20 protein-coding genes are annotated in these 16,566 nt (G+C 61.6%); 15 read left to right on the forward strand and 5 right to left on the reverse strand.

What is annotated here, in order from left to right; translation table 11 throughout:
- Positions 1-83: 83 nt before the first annotated feature.
- Complete coding sequence (locus OG921_RS14015; protein ID WP_266113071.1) at positions 84-665, reverse strand: TetR/AcrR family transcriptional regulator; 582 nt, start codon at positions 663-665, stop codon at positions 84-86.
- A gap of 186 nt (positions 666-851) precedes the next feature.
- On the opposite strand from OG921_RS14015, the gene OG921_RS14020 reads away from it, so the two are divergent.
- The 5 genes from OG921_RS14020 to OG921_RS14040 all read left to right on the forward strand — a co-directional run bounded on the left by OG921_RS14020 (position 852) and on the right by OG921_RS14040 (position 4,845).
- On the forward strand, positions 852-2,033 hold the full coding sequence (locus OG921_RS14020; RefSeq protein ID WP_266113072.1) for an RHO alpha subunit C-terminal catalytic domain-containing protein: 1,182 nt from the start codon (positions 852-854) through the stop codon (positions 2,031-2,033).
- A gap of 20 nt (positions 2,034-2,053) precedes the next feature.
- Positions 2,054-2,383, forward strand: coding sequence for a hypothetical protein (locus OG921_RS14025; RefSeq protein ID WP_266113073.1), 330 nt, complete (start codon positions 2,054-2,056; stop codon positions 2,381-2,383).
- Positions 2,384-2,449: 66 nt separating this feature from the next.
- Positions 2,450-3,253 (forward strand): TauD/TfdA family dioxygenase, encoded by an 804-nt coding sequence (locus tag OG921_RS14030; protein WP_266113228.1) that lies wholly within the window; start codon positions 2,450-2,452, stop codon positions 3,251-3,253.
- 229 nt (positions 3,254-3,482) lie between these two features.
- Positions 3,483-3,986, forward strand: a complete 504-nt coding sequence (locus OG921_RS14035; RefSeq protein ID WP_266113074.1) for a hypothetical protein — start codon at positions 3,483-3,485, stop codon at positions 3,984-3,986.
- Between the two features lie 256 nt (positions 3,987-4,242).
- Positions 4,243-4,845, forward strand: a complete 603-nt coding sequence (locus tag OG921_RS14040; protein ID WP_266113075.1) for a carboxymuconolactone decarboxylase family protein — start codon at positions 4,243-4,245, stop codon at positions 4,843-4,845.
- 195 nt (positions 4,846-5,040) lie between these two features.
- Here OG921_RS14040 and OG921_RS14045 read toward each other — a convergent pair whose 3' ends face one another.
- The 4 genes from OG921_RS14045 to OG921_RS14060 all read right to left on the reverse strand — a co-directional run bounded on the left by OG921_RS14045 (position 5,041) and on the right by OG921_RS14060 (position 7,500).
- Positions 5,041-5,340: a cytochrome C oxidase subunit IV family protein gene (locus tag OG921_RS14045; protein ID WP_266113076.1), complete on the reverse strand. Its 300-nt coding sequence runs from the start codon at positions 5,338-5,340 to the stop codon at positions 5,041-5,043.
- Position 5,341: 1 nt separating this feature from the next.
- Positions 5,342-5,860 carry a cytochrome c oxidase subunit 3 gene (locus OG921_RS14050; protein WP_266113229.1) on the reverse strand — a complete coding sequence of 173 codons (519 nt, stop codon included), beginning with the start codon at positions 5,858-5,860 and terminating at the stop codon, positions 5,342-5,344.
- 138 nt (positions 5,861-5,998) lie between these two features.
- Positions 5,999-6,748, reverse strand: coding sequence for a hypothetical protein (locus OG921_RS14055; RefSeq protein ID WP_266113077.1), 750 nt, complete (start codon positions 6,746-6,748; stop codon positions 5,999-6,001).
- Entirely contained in the window at positions 6,745-7,500 is a 756-nt protein-coding gene (locus tag OG921_RS14060) for a hypothetical protein (protein WP_266113230.1), read from the reverse strand. Before OG921_RS14060 ends, OG921_RS14055 begins: the two co-directional genes overlap by 4 nt.
- Positions 7,501-7,785: 285 nt before the next feature.
- Between OG921_RS14060 and OG921_RS14065 the strand changes: the two genes are divergently transcribed.
- The 10 genes from OG921_RS14065 to OG921_RS14110 all read left to right on the forward strand — a co-directional run bounded on the left by OG921_RS14065 (position 7,786) and on the right by OG921_RS14110 (position 16,536).
- Entirely contained in the window at positions 7,786-8,394 is a 609-nt protein-coding gene (locus OG921_RS14065; RefSeq protein WP_266113078.1) for a TetR/AcrR family transcriptional regulator, read from the forward strand.
- A 67-nt stretch (positions 8,395-8,461) separates the two neighbouring features.
- The gene (locus tag OG921_RS14070; protein ID WP_266113231.1) at positions 8,462-9,190 is read left to right on the forward strand and encodes a hypothetical protein; all 729 of its coding nucleotides are present in this window, start codon (positions 8,462-8,464) and stop codon (positions 9,188-9,190) included.
- Positions 9,191-9,619: 429 nt separating this feature from the next.
- Positions 9,620-11,152: a nitric oxide reductase activation protein NorD gene (locus tag OG921_RS14075; RefSeq protein WP_266113079.1), complete on the forward strand. Its 1,533-nt coding sequence runs from the start codon at positions 9,620-9,622 to the stop codon at positions 11,150-11,152.
- Positions 11,153-11,174: 22 nt separating this feature from the next.
- Positions 11,175-11,975, forward strand: coding sequence for a CbbQ/NirQ/NorQ/GpvN family protein (locus OG921_RS14080; protein ID WP_266113232.1), 801 nt, complete (start codon positions 11,175-11,177; stop codon positions 11,973-11,975).
- A gap of 20 nt (positions 11,976-11,995) precedes the next feature.
- The gene (locus tag OG921_RS14085) at positions 11,996-12,127 is read left to right on the forward strand and encodes a hypothetical protein (RefSeq protein ID WP_266113248.1); all 132 of its coding nucleotides are present in this window, start codon (positions 11,996-11,998) and stop codon (positions 12,125-12,127) included.
- Positions 12,124-12,858 (forward strand): hypothetical protein, encoded by a 735-nt coding sequence (locus OG921_RS14090; protein WP_266113080.1) that lies wholly within the window; start codon positions 12,124-12,126, stop codon positions 12,856-12,858. The genes OG921_RS14085 and OG921_RS14090 overlap by 4 nt, the downstream gene beginning before the upstream one ends.
- 21 nt (positions 12,859-12,879) lie before the next feature.
- A complete protein-coding gene (locus OG921_RS14095; protein ID WP_266113081.1) occupies positions 12,880-13,329 on the forward strand; it encodes a hypothetical protein in 450 nt (149 codons plus the stop codon).
- The gene (locus OG921_RS14100) at positions 13,326-14,399 is read left to right on the forward strand and encodes a dihydrodipicolinate reductase (protein ID WP_266113082.1); all 1,074 of its coding nucleotides are present in this window, start codon (positions 13,326-13,328) and stop codon (positions 14,397-14,399) included. Before OG921_RS14095 ends, OG921_RS14100 begins: the two co-directional genes overlap by 4 nt.
- Positions 14,396-15,466: a dihydrodipicolinate reductase gene (locus OG921_RS14105; protein WP_266113083.1), complete on the forward strand. Its 1,071-nt coding sequence runs from the start codon at positions 14,396-14,398 to the stop codon at positions 15,464-15,466. Before OG921_RS14100 ends, OG921_RS14105 begins: the two co-directional genes overlap by 4 nt.
- A 14-nt stretch (positions 15,467-15,480) precedes the next feature.
- A complete protein-coding gene (locus OG921_RS14110; RefSeq protein WP_266113084.1) occupies positions 15,481-16,536 on the forward strand; it encodes a dihydrodipicolinate reductase in 1,056 nt (351 codons plus the stop codon).
- Positions 16,537-16,566: the final 30 nt, after the last annotated feature.

A 16,566-nucleotide genomic window follows, 5' to 3' on the forward strand; every position in this document is an offset into this window, starting at 1 on the left:
ATCCGAGTGAAATAGATTGTCACTCAGTATGACAGTCGCCACCGGTCGACCAGAGGAATGAGCCGACGCTCCTAGAGGCGCAGTCAATCACCTTGTGCAACAACCGCTGCGATAAGACTATGAATAGTCGCCGCGAGGCGCGCGGTGTGACGGGTCCGAATGTGATGGAGGACAACGTCTGGATCGAGAGTGCTCAACAGGACTCTCGCCAGTATCGTCGCATCGACGTCTGGTCTGGCCTCGATGAGCAGCCCAGCTATGTGGCGATGCCAGAAGGCGTTGATCTCGTCCGCTTGTGCATGCGAGGTCGCGTTGTCGTGAGCCCTCATCAGCTCGACGTTGTCCACAATCAACTCGAACATGGCGTCGAAGAAGGCGAGGAGTCTGTCGGCGGCTGGTGCGCCCGGCCCCAGGGGCGGCGGCCCATCGATCACAGCCTCACGAAGAGCTTGAGCACGTTCGACCACCAGGGCTTCCATCAGTCCCGCTCGGCTGCCGAAGCGGTGAAAGATGGTGCCTTTGCCGACCCCTGCGGCTGCCGCAATCTGCTCGATGGAGATGTTGCCGGCGCCGAATTGCGCCAGTAGCTCGTCCGTCGCGTCGAGGATGGCGCGCCGGTTGCGAGCTGCATCGCTTCGTTCGCGCTTCAAACCCTGCTGACCCATGTGTGCATCCCAAGCGATTGACAAGTTGACCGTTGGTCCATATCGTACAGGGAGTTAAGTGGACCGGTGGTCCACCTTTGGGGGCCGGCCCGCGGAAACCCCAAGGCTCATCTTTATCGCCGAGCAATTTCTTGCTTGTTGCGGCAAAGATCCGTCGTCATTCAGTTGTCGGGAAGGACACCGCGCATGGCACATTTTCCGAAACCGCCAGAAGGAAGTTGGACCGCGCATTTCGGTCTCGACACCGGACCGATGTCATACGACGACTCGATCAGCCCGGACTACTTCGAGGTCGAACGCGAGGCCGTCTTCGGGCATTCGTGGCTCAATGTCGGGCGGGTCGAGCAGGCTCCGAACGCCGGCACGTTCTTCGTCAAGCCGATCGATGCGGTCCGCTCATCGGTGGTGGTCGTCCGAGATGGCAATGGAGAATTGCGCGCCTGGCGTTTTGCACTCGGCGACCACTTCGCTTTTCTGCAACAGGAAACCTTCGAAATCGGAAACGACGAGTCGGGTTTGACCCCACTGCAACTCGATGTCTGGGAGGGGTTTGTCTTCGTCAACTTCGACGAAGGCAACTCTCGGTCGCTGGAGGACTACCTTGGCAAGTTCGCCGCAGGTATGAAGGGCTATCCCTTCGACAAGATGACGCACGTATACAAGTTCCAGTCGCATGTGCGCAGCAACTGGAAACTCTATATCGACGCGTTTGCCGAGTTCTATCACGCGCCGGTGCTGCACGCGAAGCAGTACGTGTCCGACGAATCGGCAAAACTGATGGGCTACGGCTTCGAGGCGCTGCACTATGACGTCGACGGCCCGCACGGCATGGTGTCGTCGTGGGGTGGCATGGCACCGCCCAAGGATCCGATGATGGTCAAGCCGACCGAACGTGTCCTGCGGAGCGGAAACTTCGGCCCGTGGGACAAACCCGACATCCCCGAACTCGCCACTCTCCCGTCAGGACTCAATCCGACCAAACACCGGGCTTGGGGCCTGGACTCCTACGTCTTCTTCCCGAACTTCATGATCGTGGTGTGGGAGCCGGGTTGGTATCTGACGTATCACTACTGGCCGACCGCTTACAACGAGCACATCTTCGAGGGCACGCTGTACATGGCGCCGCCCAAAACTCCCTCCGACCGGATGCGCCAGGAACTGGCGGCGGTCACCTTCAAGGAGTTCAGCCTTCAGGACTGCAATACGCTCGAGGCGACCCAGACCATGCTCGAGACGAGAGCGGTTTCTCGGTTCCCTCTCTGCGATCAGGAAGTCCTGCTCCGGCACTTGCACACGTCGGCACAGCGCTTTGTCGAGGACGTTCAACGCCGCTCCGGGGCACCATCACTGTCCGCGACCCATCGGTAACGATCACAGGAGACTGAAACGTGTCCACCACACTTCCCGCGGCCTTCGCCGATCTCGAGCCGTTTGCCGACTGGGCGCTCCAATCCGAAGGTGATCGCTACGCAAAGCGACTGTCGAGCACTATGGATGAGTTGCAGGAATTCTACGACGCCGCCTTCCCGCGTCTTGGTGACGCCGCCACCTACCTCGACGAGTTCACACTCGAGGCGTTGCCCGACGATGCCTATCGGCTTCTCCTGCTGACGTATTCGCTGATCAACGTTTCGTTCCCGATCGAGGCGTGGCGTCAGCCTCGCGTGCCCGACACCGGCGCGGCGAGCATGGACGCCATCATCGAACCTGTTCCCTGACAGCAGGCCATTTTCAGAAAGGTGTTTTGTAGCATGAATGAATCCAATCGGCATCACCTTTCCGGGATGCAAACGGCGGCACTGACACCCGCACTGGGTGTCGAGGTATCCGGTGTCGACGATTTGACTGATGACATGGTGGCCATCCGCTGCCTGGAGGCCCTCAAATGGCGTGGCGTGTTGCTGATTCGTGGACTCGACCTCGACGACTCGCAGCAGATTGCGTTCAGTGCGAAACTCGGCGATGTACTCGCTCCCGGCGGGAAAGGGATCTTCACAGTCTCCCTCGATCCTGCCAAGAACTCGATGGCTGAATATCTCAGGGGAACGTTCAACTGGCACATCGACGACACCACCAACGACGTTCCGGCAAAGGCGACCATGCTCACCGCCCGCCACGTTGCCATGGTCGGCGGCGGTACCGAGTTCGCGAGCACCTACGTCGCGTACGAGAACCTGCCCGAGCGCGACCGCGAGCGCTACGACGGGTTACGGGTCGTGCACAGCTTCGAGGCTTCGCAACGGGCCGTATACCCCGAACCCAGCGAGAAGCAGGTAGCTGCTTGGCGGACCCAGCCCACCCACGAAACGTCATTGGTCTGGAATCGCATAGACGGTCGCCGGTCATTGGCGATCGGTGCCACCGCAGATCACATTGTCGGCATGGGAACGCAGGAAAGCCGAGAACTCCTTGACGAACTCCTTGTCTGGTCGACCCAGGAGCAATTCTGTTATACCCACGACTGGAAGGTTGGCGATGTCGTGATCTGGGACAACACCGGAATGCTGCACCGGGCACTGCCCTACGCCCCGACATCGGAACGAACCATGAAGCGCACCACCATTGCTGGGAACGAACCGTGGGCGTGAATTAGCGGTGGTCACAGGCGGCGGCTCCGCGGTAGGAGCGGTGGACGCCCCGCACCTCGTCGGCGCGGGCCACAACGAAGCACGGCCATCACGGTGAAATACACGACCGCCCTGTTTCCTGGAGAATGAGATGCAACCTACTACGAGCCGCCTCGCTGATAAAGGCATCGGCGGCACGGAGCAGTTCGGCCGTGTCTTCGCTTGCGACCGGGAGCGCAACAGATACAGGATGGCAGTCCTCGGCACAAGCGTGGCCGAGATTGTGCAACACGCGGGCGGCCTGCTGTTCGACTACGGAATCGCCGGCTGGGACCTCATCGTGCTGGGCCCGGCGGACACCAGGTGCCGGGCCCTTCAGATTCTCGGCACCCACACTTTCACTCCGGACTCGGCACTGTCCTCGAGTGTGAATCAAGCAGCATTGTCAGGCGAGGATCCGCAGATTCACGTCGTCGTTGGGGCGGAAGGCCTCTTTCGCGATCAACCGCGAATGAACGAAGCGGTATCGGAGCTATTCGACTGCAACTGCGCCGATGTCATGCTGTGGAGCAACCCGAACGAGACCGATCTTCCACGAATGACCAAGTACCGAATGAGCAACGCCGCAAGGGCATTCAAAGCGCAAGCTCTCTGCGCCGCCGGCACAACTCCGCTCGACGGCGATGCACACACAGAATTCTTCATACCAGTTCGGACTTCTGGTGGCCGCATAGCCGTCGAGTGTTGCGGCTAGCGGGGAACCATCGTACTGAGCAAAGCCCTCGATGACGGATTGCGAGCACAGCGGCACCGAGGACCGGTTCGAATCTTCGGACCCGCCTGCATCTGTCCACGACGGGCGTGGTGGGACGAAAAGGGCATGTCACGATCAAGTGATGGCCGGGTACTCGGTCAATCCTGCGGCACCCACCCCGGACTCGAAACCCGTTGGTCAACAACGGTTGAAGCCGGCCGAGTCGCATCTCCCGAGTCACAAAAAGGAAGTGGACATGATGAATCAAAACGGGGTAGGTCAGGACCGGTTGCATCCGCTGGCGGCCGAACAGTGGGGCGAAGAGGAATACGCCGCCTTCGGCGCGCTCCTCGGAATGCCCGGCGAGAAGGTTCCCCGCGCGGGGTCCGGCCATACCCACGACCCGATGAAGTTCGATGTCATCGGACTGCTCGTCCGGCACCCCGACCTGGCCAGGGCATTCCTCGCTTTCAACGGCTTCCTGATCCAGCGTGGCGAACTGCCGTCGCGCTTGCGGGAGTTGGCGATAATGCGGGTCATCCACCGACATCGTTCGGCATACGAATGGGGACAGCACGTCCGCATGGCATCCGAAAACGGCGTATTCGCCGAGGATATCGACAAACTTGCCCAGGGTAATGCGGGTTTCAAAGGCAGTGACCGGGTCGTCCTCGAGTTCACCGACGAACTGCTGGCAAACGGCCACGCGCAGTGGGATGCCTGGCAGCGACTAGTCGAAACCGTCGGCGAACGACAGGCAATGGAACTGATCTTCGTCGTGGGCAGCTACGTCCTTGCCGCAATGGCGTTCGAAACGTGGCGCCTGCCGGCCTCGCCAGGCGCAGCGCAACTGCCGTAGTCCGCCCAAAAGCCCCGTCATTTATCGCCGACCACCCCGTCGTCGCCCGCTAGGGCCGGCAGGAAATCCAGGCACAGGTTGTCCCGCAGGAAGGTGAAGCGGAGGCATCTGAGCTACTCCAGCCCGTTGGTGAAAGGGGAATGTCGTGATTCGGCTGGAGACGTGGAATTTGGAGAATCTGTTCTGTGCCGGTACTCAGATCAGGTAGATAATCAGGATGGTCACGAACAGGACCACCAACCAAGCCTTGGTGGACAATTGGAGCCATCGAGGTGCGTGCCGTACTTCCATGAAGTTTTGAATGATCAAGGAGCACTTGATCGATGCGGCAGTGAGCGCTAGCACGGTGATCGGCACGCTGGGCACCGCCGTACCGTCCGAGTGGCCCGGTGCCATCCACCAGGATCCGAGCGTGATCGCGGAGAGGGCGAGCCATGTCCAGGTGATTGCGCGCGAGGCAGTGCCGCTTGTGTGGCGGGCGGGTGTCACAGCCATGTCATCTCATCACGTATAGGAGGGCGAAGATCACGACCCAGAGCAAGTCGACCATGTGCCAGTAGCCGGCGCTCGATTCGACCATCCAGACTCTGCGTCGGCTCGGATTGCGTAGTTCCCGTACAACGACGCCGAGTATCACCAGCCCAATCGCGACGTGCACCAGGTGAATTCCAGTGATCACGTAGTAGAAGGAGTAGAACAGCTCGGAGTTCGTGTAGCCCTGGGTGATCTTGTTCCACCATTCGTAGGACTTGAGGACGATAAAGGCTGCGCCGCAAACGCCCCCGGCGATGGTGAGTCGGATCGCCTGGTCGTAACGCCCACTGCGGGTCGCTAGTACGCTGCGTGCCACGAACCACGAACTGGTCAGCAGGATCACGGTATTGATGACGCCGATGTTGATGTCGAGGCGTTGCTGGGCGGCGAGGAACGCCTCGGGTGTCATGGCCCGGTAGATCATGTAGATGACGAAGTACCCACCGAAGATGACCATGTCGCCGAGCACCATCACCCACATGTTGACGTCGCCCGGCAGATGGGCGCCACTTGTGGGTAGGGGTGAATCACGTTGTGCCGGCGAGAGGGATGCTGTCGACGGTGATTCCGAATGCGTCACGGATTCCGAGTGCGTCACGGGCCAGGTCCTTCGGTCGGTTCAGTCCAGCGCGGGGGAGTCGGCGGGTTCGCGTTCGGTGGCCCGCTTCAGCAGCACCATGAGGGCGCCGAGCCAGACCGAAAAGACGACGACGGACCACCAGAATGCGAGGGATCCGTTCCATGCGAAAGGACCCGCGTGGAACACGAACATTTGGGTGGCGATGACCTCGGTGATGATCTGCCAGATGCTCACATAGGCGAACCACCTCGGGAAGATTTCGTTCTTGTCGTACACTATGGCGATCGCCAACGCGAGGTACGCGGCAGAGAAGCAGCCCAATGACCCGTTGTAGGAGAGCATTCCGAGGTCGTAGAGCATGCCGAGTACCTCGGGGTTGCGGTCCGTGCGGAACGTGGCGGTCAGGAAGCACGCGGCGACGAGGAGAAATCCGGGCAACGCGCCGACAGCCATTCCGCCGAGGTAGCCGTAGGCGAGGACGGATCCGACCGACATGCGTTTCATGTGATAAACGACGATGCCGTTGGTGACGGCCGCCCCGCCGAGCAGGATCAGCAGCAGACCGAATCCGATCTGGATCGTGGTGCCGTGTGCGGTGAAGAACGCGACCTTGTCCACTGTCGCGATGTCGGGTCGCGGCGGCGGCGTGACCCTGGTCAGCAGACAGATGATCACGCCGAAGGCGGCGTAGAAACCGGGGAAGATCCAGTAGATCAACCAGACGTCGGGCTTGCCTCCCGGCGCCCGGCCGGCCGTTTCCGCGGACGACGCGGGAGTCGGCGTACTCAACGGGCCACAACCTCCACAACGCCCTCCTCGATGGCTTGGCGGCGTACGGCGCCGCGCAGCACGAAGAACATGACGACGACAAAGACTGCGTAGGAGCCGTTGCGAAGCCAGAACGAGATTGCCCCGTCCCAGGCCAGGGGGCCCGTCTGGAACACCGCGGCGCCGGCGGCCGGGATCATCATCAGCGCGGTGACCAGCGAATAGTGCCCGACCCAACGCGGAAACACCGGGTTGGGCCCGTCGTCGAAGTAGACCGCCACGGCCAGTAGCAGGAATTGGCTCACGACCATGCCGATCGGTGCGATGAAGACGATCCACGCCAGGTCGTTGAGGACCATGACGATGTTGGGGTCGCGGTCGGGCCGGAACGCTGCGACGAGGAAGAAGATGTTCGACAGTGCGAATACTGTCGCACCGCTGACCACTGCCGTGAGGTAGCAGTACGCGAACACGTGGCTCTGCGTCCGCATGCGCTTCATCTGGACGACGATCACCATGAAGAACGGCAGGATCATGATGCCGCACAGATTGAATGTCACCATGCTGAAACGGATCCAGGCGGTGTGTTCACCGTAGAACGATGAGACCTCCTGGGCGGATAGCTGCGGCGACATCGGTGGCCAGAAACCTGGGAACGCAAGGAAGGCCAGCAAAAGCACGGCTGCCACTACCGGCGCTGTCCACAGGCTCACCCACTGGGCTTTGATGTTTCCCGCGGTGGGCAGATCCTGAGCCGCTTCGAGGATCCTCACGTGTGCCGCCTCCAGTCTGACCAAGGTCAAATCAACGGGAAATGTGTGCGCCGGGTGCCCGCAGATGGGACCGGCAGATAAGCCTTTGATCCCAGGCTTTCCCCGCGTCCCATGCCCTCGGACGGTATCGCTTGCGGTACCGGAACGGAAGAAGGTCATTGACTGAAGTCATAATTGTGAGCTAGGAAGAGTGGCACCACATGCACGTGCGCCACAAGCGATAGTGTCGTGGCTGTGGGGCCCGCGCAGTTCGGTGAGTCGGGTCGATCTCGAGAAGGAACGGGCATGGCTGTGAAGGAAGGACCCTCCGCGCGTGAGGCGAAGCGCCTCCAGACGAGGGAGCGATTGATGGGCGCCGCCGTCGCGGAGTTCACCCGGTCGGGCATGGCCGACGCCGACGTGGGCGCAATTGTCACCGCAGCGGGCGTCGCGCACGGAACGTTCTTCTTCCATTTTCCGACCAAGGAACATGTCCTGCTCGAACTCGAGCGGCGTGAAGAGAACCGCATGGCCAAGCAGTTCGGTCAGTATCTCGGGTCGAATCACGACCTGGCGTCGGCATTGAACGAGGCCGTGCGACTGGTGTTGGGCCTCGAGCGTCGGCTTGGCGAGGTGTTGTTCAGAGAATTTCTGGCCCTGCACTTTTCGCAATCACGACCGCCCGCCGAGGATGGCAGGGATCATGCGCTCGTCGTGTTGCTTGCTCAACGGATCGAGCACGCGCGCGAACGCGGTGACCTGGACCCCGAGGTCATTGCGCTGAACAGCGCGGTGTTCTTCCTCTTGGGGCTCTATGCGCTTGCGATCACGACGAACGAACCGCTGCGCGGCGAGCTCATCACCGATCACGTGAAGCGAACGCTGCGGAGTATGGCGGTTCCCGGGCAGATCTGACGCGAAGACCTCATCCGGGCCGGCGCGGTTCGGTGGACTTGCTCTACAGAGGAGTTTGATGCCTCGATTGAACTTGCGCCGCGGCGGCAGCGGTGCAAATGAGCTGGCCGGGAATCAAATTCGCGAGGGACTGTCTTTCGACGCGCACCTGGAGGAGTCGCGCCTGGCGCAGCGGCAGGCCGATAAGTGGCTCATCTCCGGCAGCTTTCTGATAGGCACCGCGGCGCTGGGCATCTTCGGCCTACCACTGTTCCTGCGCGGCATCTGGCTGCTACGCCGAGCGCAGCGCATCGGGTTGTCCGTGCGGCCCATGATGGTCACCTTGCTCGGTTACCTGATCATCATCGACGCGGCGATCAATACCGTGGGCTGGGCACTGGACCTGGTTGCCGGACATACGTTGCTGGCCCGTGTGCTGCTGAACGGCTGGGGCAACATGTTCGATGCGGGCTATTTCTGGCACTACAACGAACTGTGGGTCGGCGGAGCCGCGGGTCCGGGCGAGAAGGCCTGGGAAGTCGGATTGATCCTGACGGTGTTCACCATGCGAATTGCCGCGGCGATCGGGTTTCTGCAGATGAAGCGGTGGGGTCATCAGTGGCTGGTCGTCACCTGCTGGATGGGTGTCGTGATCTGGGTCGGCTACGTATTCAACATGACGATGTACGCCGACGTCCGGTATGCGGGCGTGGTGTTCCCGGTCATCGGTTGGTGGCTCTACGACATCTTCTACATCACTCCCTTCCTCGCGATCCCGTATCTACACACGGTCAACCGCGAAATCTTCACCGACTGACCCAGTCCATTTGACTGAAATCATCAATCCGGCGCCCCGCACGGGATGGATCACCTAGTAGATAGCAATGTACTAGCTGGGTTTCGGCCCAAGATCCAGATCCATAGGGCTGTGGCACGAGACTTCTATTGACCTCAGTCAATCAGTGGGTTAGAAAGAACGCATCATGACGCGACAGCTGAAGTCGACGATTGCGCGGGCCGGAGGTTCGGTGATTCGTCGTACCACCCGGCCCGGGTGCGCAGCAGATCATGATCCATCCACCAGGAGGACCGGCAATGGACTACGTCTGGGAACTGCTCCGATATGCCGCCGCTTGGGGTGGCACGGGGCTGATCATTTGGTTCTGGTATTGGATGTTCTCCAACATCGGAACCTTCTGAGCAGTGCACCCGCCTTCGGCCGGCCCGCTGCAGGACTGGCGTGCGCATGATCGATATTGCGCACGCGCCGGCCATCGAGATCGAGCGCAGTTGCGCGCTGACAGCGGTGGCCATGAGCGAGAACCGCCGCGTGGGTGTGCGTTTGGTGACCGGGTCCAGCCGCCGGTTCGGTTTGAATGCTGCGCGCACATTCGTGCTTGTTCCATATCCGCCGTCTCGGCTCGATTGGACCCGACGGACGCTGACATGTGGTGTCGCACTGCAGTGTTCGCCATCAAAGGAGCGCCTCGCGGAGTTTCGGCTCGACGAGATGTCGACCCGTGAACTGCGGGCACTTACGCGAGTCGAGGCGGGGGTCGCCCTTGGGTGGATTGCCGCGAGGTGGCCTGGGTTGATGCCGGAGTTCGACAGGCTGCTGCCCGAACTCGAAGTCGACGACGCCGAGGTGAGCGCGGCAGAAATGATTCGCCGCGCAATCGAGCTTGCCCGTGGTGGTGGCGAGGTTCCCGAGGATCAACTGCTGGGCCGCCTGTCCGCCTCGATGACGATGCCCGGCGGACTCGTCGACAAGCTGCGTCGCCAGTTCGGCAGGATGCCCTGGACCAGCACCCAAAAACGAATGCCGCAGCCATACTCGGTGCCCGTCGGTGGCGACGGTGGAGTCCGCAACCCGAACCTGCCGCCACCGAGTCGGCCGGAAGACAACGACATCGACGTCTCACCGGAGCACCGTCCAGGGATTCCCTATCCGGAGTGGAACGCCTGGACGAAGAGGTTCATGCCTGATCATGTGGCGGTTCTCGAGCTCGGTCGTAGCGGCGGCATCGGTGAATCCAAGACGATGTCCACCGACCTCCGGAAGTGGTTCGAAGAACACACGCACCGGGCGATGACCAACCGCCTCGAAGACGGTTCCGACCTGGACGTCGACCAGTACGTCAACCACTACATCGATTTGCGAACGGGCGAGGCCGAGCAGCCGCGGGTGTTCCGCGAGATGCTGCCCAGTAGCCGAGACGTCAGCACAGCGCTTCTGCTCGACGGCAGTTCGTCGTTGGGCGTACAGGGTGGGCGGATCTTCCGCCTCGAACTCGCGTGCGCCGATGCACTGTCGCGAGCGATGAACCGCGCCCGCGAACGCCACGGCATCTTCGTCTTCACGGGCAACACCCGGCATCGCGTCGAAGTGCGCTGCCTCAAGGACTTCGGTGACACAACGTTCGTGCCGCCGAGCGGACTCGGGCTCTCGACCGCCGGGTACACGCGACTCGGTGCGCCCATCCGCCATCTGACGAGCAGACTGCTCGCACAGCCCTCGGAACGTCGGCTGATCATCGTGATCGGCGACGGAATGATTTCCGACGAGGGCTACGAGGGCCGCTACGCATGGGCCGATGTCGCGCATGCGGTGCAGGAAGCCGTCGATGCCGGCGTATCCGTCTATTACGTCGGTGTCGGGCCGGCGCGGGTCGACCCACTCCCGGAGGTCTTCGGACCTCGCCGCTCACAACGCATCCGACGCGTGGAGGAGCTTCCACGGGTTCTCGCGCACGTCCATCGTGAGCTGGTGTCCGCATGACCGCCGGAAGTCCGAGGGACAGATGACGACCAATAGCTACTACGCGACCGGTAACGAAGTCAGGCTCTTCGAGCAGGCTTTCGAACGCAAGATCCCCGTCATGCTCACCGGTCCCACGGGATGCGGTAAGACTCGTTTCGTAGAGCACATGGGGTCACTGCTTCGCCGCCCTGTTGTCACGATCAGCTGCCACGATGATTTGACGAGTTCGGACCTCGTCGGACGCTTCATGGTGACCGGTGGCGACGTCATTTGGACCGATGGTCCGCTGACGAGAGCCGTCAAGGCGGGCGCTATCTGCTACCTAGATGAGGTCGTCGAAGCCCGCCATGACTCACTGGCCATCCTGCATTCGCTCACCGATCATCGTCGCGCCCTCTATCTGGACCGTGCCAACGAAGTCGTGAACGCGCCAGGCGAATTCATGCTGGTGTGTTCGTACAATCCGGCATACCGCAGCTCATTGAAGGAATTGAAGCCGTCATTCCGGCAGCGGTTCGTCACGCTATCGATGGATTATTTGCCACCCGATCGAGAAGCCGAAGTCGTCGTCGCCGAGGCCGGAATCGGCCTGTCCACGGCAGCGCGTCTGGTCGCATGCGCCATCGCGATCCGCACCGCGGACGACGCTTTCCACTTCGAGCCACCCTCGACTCGGGTACTCGTGACAGCGGCGCAGCTGATCGCCGCCGGCGCAACCGAATTGGAAGCAGCTGAAGCCTGCATCCTCGCGCCGCTCAGCGCCGACGGCGCGATCGCCGACGGTCTCCGCGAAGTCGCGGCGGCCGGCTTGCTTGCCCGTGGCGCCTCGAGCGCGCGATAACACTGGAGGAGGCTCGAAAAATGGTGGACCTGAAGGAAAAGAAGCGTAAGAGGGCACTCATCGTCTTCCAAATCGTCATCTACGGATACCTGCTGACGATGTTTCTCATTCAGATGTACATGTCCTTCGACCGAGGATGGTGGAACCTGTGAATCTGCCGCTGCTGGGCCGCCGTTCCGGGATCAATGCCGTGACAGCAACCGGATCCGGCGGTTCGGTTGGCCTCGAGGAACACCACGACGAATCGCGGCTCGCTCAACGCAGGGCCGACAAGTGGATGATCGTCGGAGCGGCACTGATGGGGATGTGGGCCCCGGGTCTGATCGGATTTCCCATCTTCATGCGCGGGGTGTGGCTGCAAAGACAAGCGCTGCGCAGCGGGCTTTCCGTTCGTCCGATGATCGTGACGTTGATCGGCTATCTCGTCCTCATCGACGGGATGCTGAACAGTCTGGGCTGGGCGCTGGACCTGGTCGCCAACCACACCCTGATCAACCGTGTGCTCATGGTCGGCTGGGGCAACATGTTCGATGCCGGCTACTTCTGGCACTACAACGAACTGTGGATGGGCGGCGCAGCTGGTCCCGGTGAGAAGGCCTATGTGGGCGGGCTGATTCTCACGGTGTTTGCGATGCGCGTCGCGGCGGCGATCGGGTTTCTGCAGATGAAGCGGTGGGGTCATCAGTGGCTGATCGTCACCTGCTGGATGGGCGTGGTGATCTGGACCGCCTACATCTTCAACATGACGATGTACGCCGACGTCCGGTATGCGGGCGTGGTGTTTCCGGTCATCGGTTGGTGGATGTACGACATCTTCTACATCACTCCTTTCCTCGCGATCCCGTATCTGCACACGGTCAATCGCGAAATCTTCACCGACTGAACGACACTGAGGAGCACATCAATGAGCACCACGTCTCCTACCGAGGAAGAGAACGTCGCCGAGGATCTGCCACCGGGCACAACCCCGTACTACGCGCGCATGCACCGAATCATCAAACGGGCGGTCCTGGTTTGCCTGATCGCGCTGGTCATCGAGGGCGCATTCACGCTGCCGTTCATGGCGGTCTACTACGGATTCCCGACGCTGAGCCTCACGGAGGTCTGCAGCGAACTCCTCAAGGTCCGCTACTCCGATGACACGCTGGAGTGCAAGTACCCGTACCCGCCGCTCGGACCCCCCGAGGGCGCGGAAGGAAAAGACACCGCCAAGGATGAGTGGGGTATTCAGCCGACGCCGAAGTACGACCGGCTCGGGTTCCGCGAACTCGTCCGTCGCCACGACGAGCGGGAGGCACGCGAGGCAATGGAACAACAACAATCCGGGGAACAACAATCCGGAGGTAACCCATGACCGACAGACTTCGCGTCATTCAGTGGGCGACAGGCAATGTCGGCAGCCAAGCACTTGCGGCGGTACATGACCATCCCGATCTGGAGTTGGTCGGCGCCCGCGTCTACAACGAAGCCAAGGTGGGACGCGATATCGGCGAGGTATGCGGGATCGGTCGGATCGGAGTCACCGCCACCGCCGACCCCGACGAGATCATCGCTATCGACGCGGACTGCGTGCTGTATATGGCCGAGGGCGAGTGGAACCCGCCCGAGGCTCTCGACGACATCTGTCGCTTGCTGGCCTCGGGCAAGAACGTCGTCTCTACCGCGGTAACGGCCTGGATCTATCCGAAGAGCGCGGGCGAGGACGTGGTCGAGAGGCTCGAGGCGGCCTGTGCCGAAGGGCAGAGTTCGTTTCATGCCACCGGTATTCAGCCGGGTTGGGCAGCCGAAGTACTGCCGCTGACGATGTCGGGGCTATTCCGCCGGATCGATTCCCTGCTGGTGCAGGAATTGATGGATTACACCACCTACAACGTTCCCTTCGTGATGTTCGATGTGATGGGTTTCGGCAAGCCGCCGGAGGAAAAGGTCCTGATGGACGACGCAGCGATCGGCGCAGTGCCGTTCAAAGCGCCGCTGATGCTATTGGCCGAAGGCCTCGGCGCGACGATCGACGACTATATTTGGGAGCGCCAGGTTGCGGTCACCGATCAGCCGATCGAGATCAAGGCTGGCCGCATTGAAGCCGGAACCGTCTCTGCGCAACGGTTTTCCCTCACTGCCGTCATCGAAGGCCGGCGGGCGTTGACCGTCGAGCACATCACCCGAGTGGGCACCGATCAGGCGCCCGAATGGCCGAACGGGCGTGGCTGGAAGGTCACCGTCGAGGGGCTTCCGTCGATGGTGCTGGAATCCCGAATCGCAATCCACGACGAGGACGACACGGAACAGGGTTGCTTGGGCACTGCGATGCATGCCGTGCACGCCATCGCGCCGGTGTGTGCCGCGGCGCCGGGTGTCCGTACGTTCCTCGACCTCCCGACGATCGTGGGCCGTGGGGTGTTGTCACAGGGACCGCGCAGGTGACCTACCGGATCGTTCAGTGGACCACCGGCAACGTCGGAAAGAAGTCGGTGCATGCGATAGCGTCGAACCCACTGCTGCAAATTGTCGGATGCTACGCATGGTCCCCGGACAAGGTCGGCCGCGATGTCGGTGACCTGTGTGGGATCGAAACCCTCGGTGTGATTGCTACCGAGGACATCGATGCGCTTCTCGCCCTCGAGCCGGACTGCGTGGTCTACAACCCGATGTTCGCGAACGTCGACGAACTGATCCTGATTCTCGGTGCGGGCATCAACGTGGTGACCACTTCGGAATTCATTACCGGCCATCAACTCGGCGAGCAGCGCGAGCTCATCGCCAAGGCCTGCGAGCAGGGCGGTGCCACGATCTTCGGCAGCGGCATCAATCCGGGCTTCATACAGCTCTTCGCGATCGTCACCGCCGGAATCTCGGACCGGGTCGATCGCATCTCCATCGTGGAGTCCTTCGACACCACCATCTACAACTCGCCGGCAACCGAAAAGCCGATGGGCTTCGGCTATCCCATTGACCAGCCGGACCTGCGTGCAATTACGGAGAAGGGCTCCGGAATCTTCCGGGAAGCGGTAATCCTTGTCGCCGATGCTCTCGGAGTCGAACTCGACGCTATCCGCTGTGAAGTCGACTACGCGCAAACCACCGAAGACCTCGAGTTGCCCGGTGATTGGACGATCAAGAAAGGCTGTGTCGCGGGAATCGACGTCCGGTGGAAGGGCTTCGTCGGCGATCGTGAGGTCATCGCGATCCGTGGTGTGTGGACCAAGGGCCAATCCTTGGACCCGTCCTGGTCGACCGATTTCGGTTACACAATCACAGTCGAGGGCCGCCCGACCGTGAAGAGCACGCTTAGTTTCGAGCCGCCACCGGACTTTGTTGCTGAAACGCTCGACGACTTCATCATGCTCGGATTGACCATCACAGCCATGCCGGCGATCACTGCCATACCTGCTGTTGTCGCGGCTCCGCCCGGTATCGCCACCTACAACGACCTGCCACTGCTGCTTCCTCGCGGGGTCACGGCAGACGGTGTTCCGCGGAATTCAGGATAGCGAGTAGCCAGTCGATGTCCGAACAGACCTACCGCGTCATCCAGTGGATGAGCGGGCGCGTCGGGAAGATCGGAATCCGTCACTTCGCCGCCAGTCCGGCGTTCGACCTGGTGGGTGTCCTGGTGCACGACAAGGAAAAGGTGGGCAAGGATGCGGGCCAGATCGCCGGCATCGAGCCGGTGGGCGTAGTCGCGACCGACGACGTCGAGGCAATCCTGGCTATGGACGCCGATTGCGTGTTCTACACCCCCTGGTTGTTCGCCGACGTCGAAACGATCTGCCGAATACTGCGCACCGGCAAGAACGTCGTCACCACCGCTGGTTACTTTCATCCGAACAAGGACAACCAGATCGACGGAGCCAAGATCGAGGCCGCATGCCGAGCCGGGGGTACCAGCTTCCATGGCGGCGGTATCCATCCAGGCTATGCGGGCGACGTCCTGCCGCTCACGCTTGCGCGAGTCGTCAGTCGGATAGACACGATCCACGTGTACGAGATCGTGAATGTCCTCACCGACGCGCCCCTGGAAGATCACCTCGGTCTCTTCGGATTCGGCAAGGGCAAGGACGACTTCCTATCCAACCCGACCATGCTGGGCATGGGCGTACCCTTCTTCGCCCAGGCGATGGCAACGATCGCCGACGGGCTGGGACGGGAGATCGACGAAGTCACAACAGAATTGACTGCAGCGACCGCGACCGAGGACATAACGCATCAACTGGGAGTGATCCGGAGTGGGTCGGTGGCCGCACAGCGGCACGACTGGACGGCTTGGTCCGACGGCAAGCCGCTGATCGTCTTTCACGCCATGTACACGACCGGCGATGCGAGCAACCTCGATCCGGCTTGGGATTGGGGCAAGACGCGGTACCGGATCGTCATCGACGGAGATCCGCCGACCGAACTCACACTCGAGGGCGGGACGCGCCCCGACGGATCGTTTGCGCATCCCGGCTACAACTGGACCGCGATGAGTGCGATCCACGCGATCCCCGATGTCTGTGACGCTCCGCCCGGCTGGATCACCCAATTGGACCTCGGATTGGTCCGACCCCGAGGACTGGTGTGACATCACTTTGACCCGCACGCACCGACCGAA

Origin of the sequence: Aldersonia sp. NBC_00410, assembly GCF_026342035.1 — a bacterium.
Classification (GTDB): Bacteria; Actinomycetota; Actinomycetes; order Mycobacteriales; family Mycobacteriaceae; genus Aldersonia.

Coding starts and splice junctions, on each gene's coding strand:
- OG921_RS14030 (WP_266113228.1), top strand. CDS start 2,450: ATGCAAACGGCGGCACTGACACCCGCACTGGGTGTCGAGGTATCCGGT.
- OG921_RS14065 (WP_266113078.1), top strand. CDS start 7,786: ATGGCTGTGAAGGAAGGACCCTCCGCGCGTGAGGCGAAGCGCCTCCAG.
- OG921_RS14035 (WP_266113074.1), top strand. CDS start 3,483: ATGGCAGTCCTCGGCACAAGCGTGGCCGAGATTGTGCAACACGCGGGC.
- OG921_RS14080 (WP_266113232.1), top strand. CDS start 11,175: ATGACGACCAATAGCTACTACGCGACCGGTAACGAAGTCAGGCTCTTC.
- OG921_RS14020 (WP_266113072.1), top strand. CDS start 852: ATGGCACATTTTCCGAAACCGCCAGAAGGAAGTTGGACCGCGCATTTC.
- OG921_RS14050 (WP_266113229.1), bottom strand. CDS start 5,860: ATGTGGGTGATGGTGCTCGGCGACATGGTCATCTTCGGTGGGTACTTC.
- OG921_RS14040 (WP_266113075.1), top strand. CDS start 4,243: ATGATGAATCAAAACGGGGTAGGTCAGGACCGGTTGCATCCGCTGGCG.
- OG921_RS14095 (WP_266113081.1), top strand. CDS start 12,880: ATGAGCACCACGTCTCCTACCGAGGAAGAGAACGTCGCCGAGGATCTG.
- OG921_RS14075 (WP_266113079.1), top strand. CDS start 9,620: ATGATCGATATTGCGCACGCGCCGGCCATCGAGATCGAGCGCAGTTGC.
- OG921_RS14045 (WP_266113076.1), bottom strand. CDS start 5,340: ATGGCTGTGACACCCGCCCGCCACACAAGCGGCACTGCCTCGCGCGCA.
- OG921_RS14085 (WP_266113248.1), top strand. CDS start 11,996: ATGGTGGACCTGAAGGAAAAGAAGCGTAAGAGGGCACTCATCGTCTTC.
- OG921_RS14015 (WP_266113071.1), bottom strand. CDS start 665: ATGGGTCAGCAGGGTTTGAAGCGCGAACGAAGCGATGCAGCTCGCAAC.
- OG921_RS14110 (WP_266113084.1), top strand. CDS start 15,481: ATGTCCGAACAGACCTACCGCGTCATCCAGTGGATGAGCGGGCGCGTC.
- OG921_RS14100 (WP_266113082.1), top strand. CDS start 13,326: ATGACCGACAGACTTCGCGTCATTCAGTGGGCGACAGGCAATGTCGGC.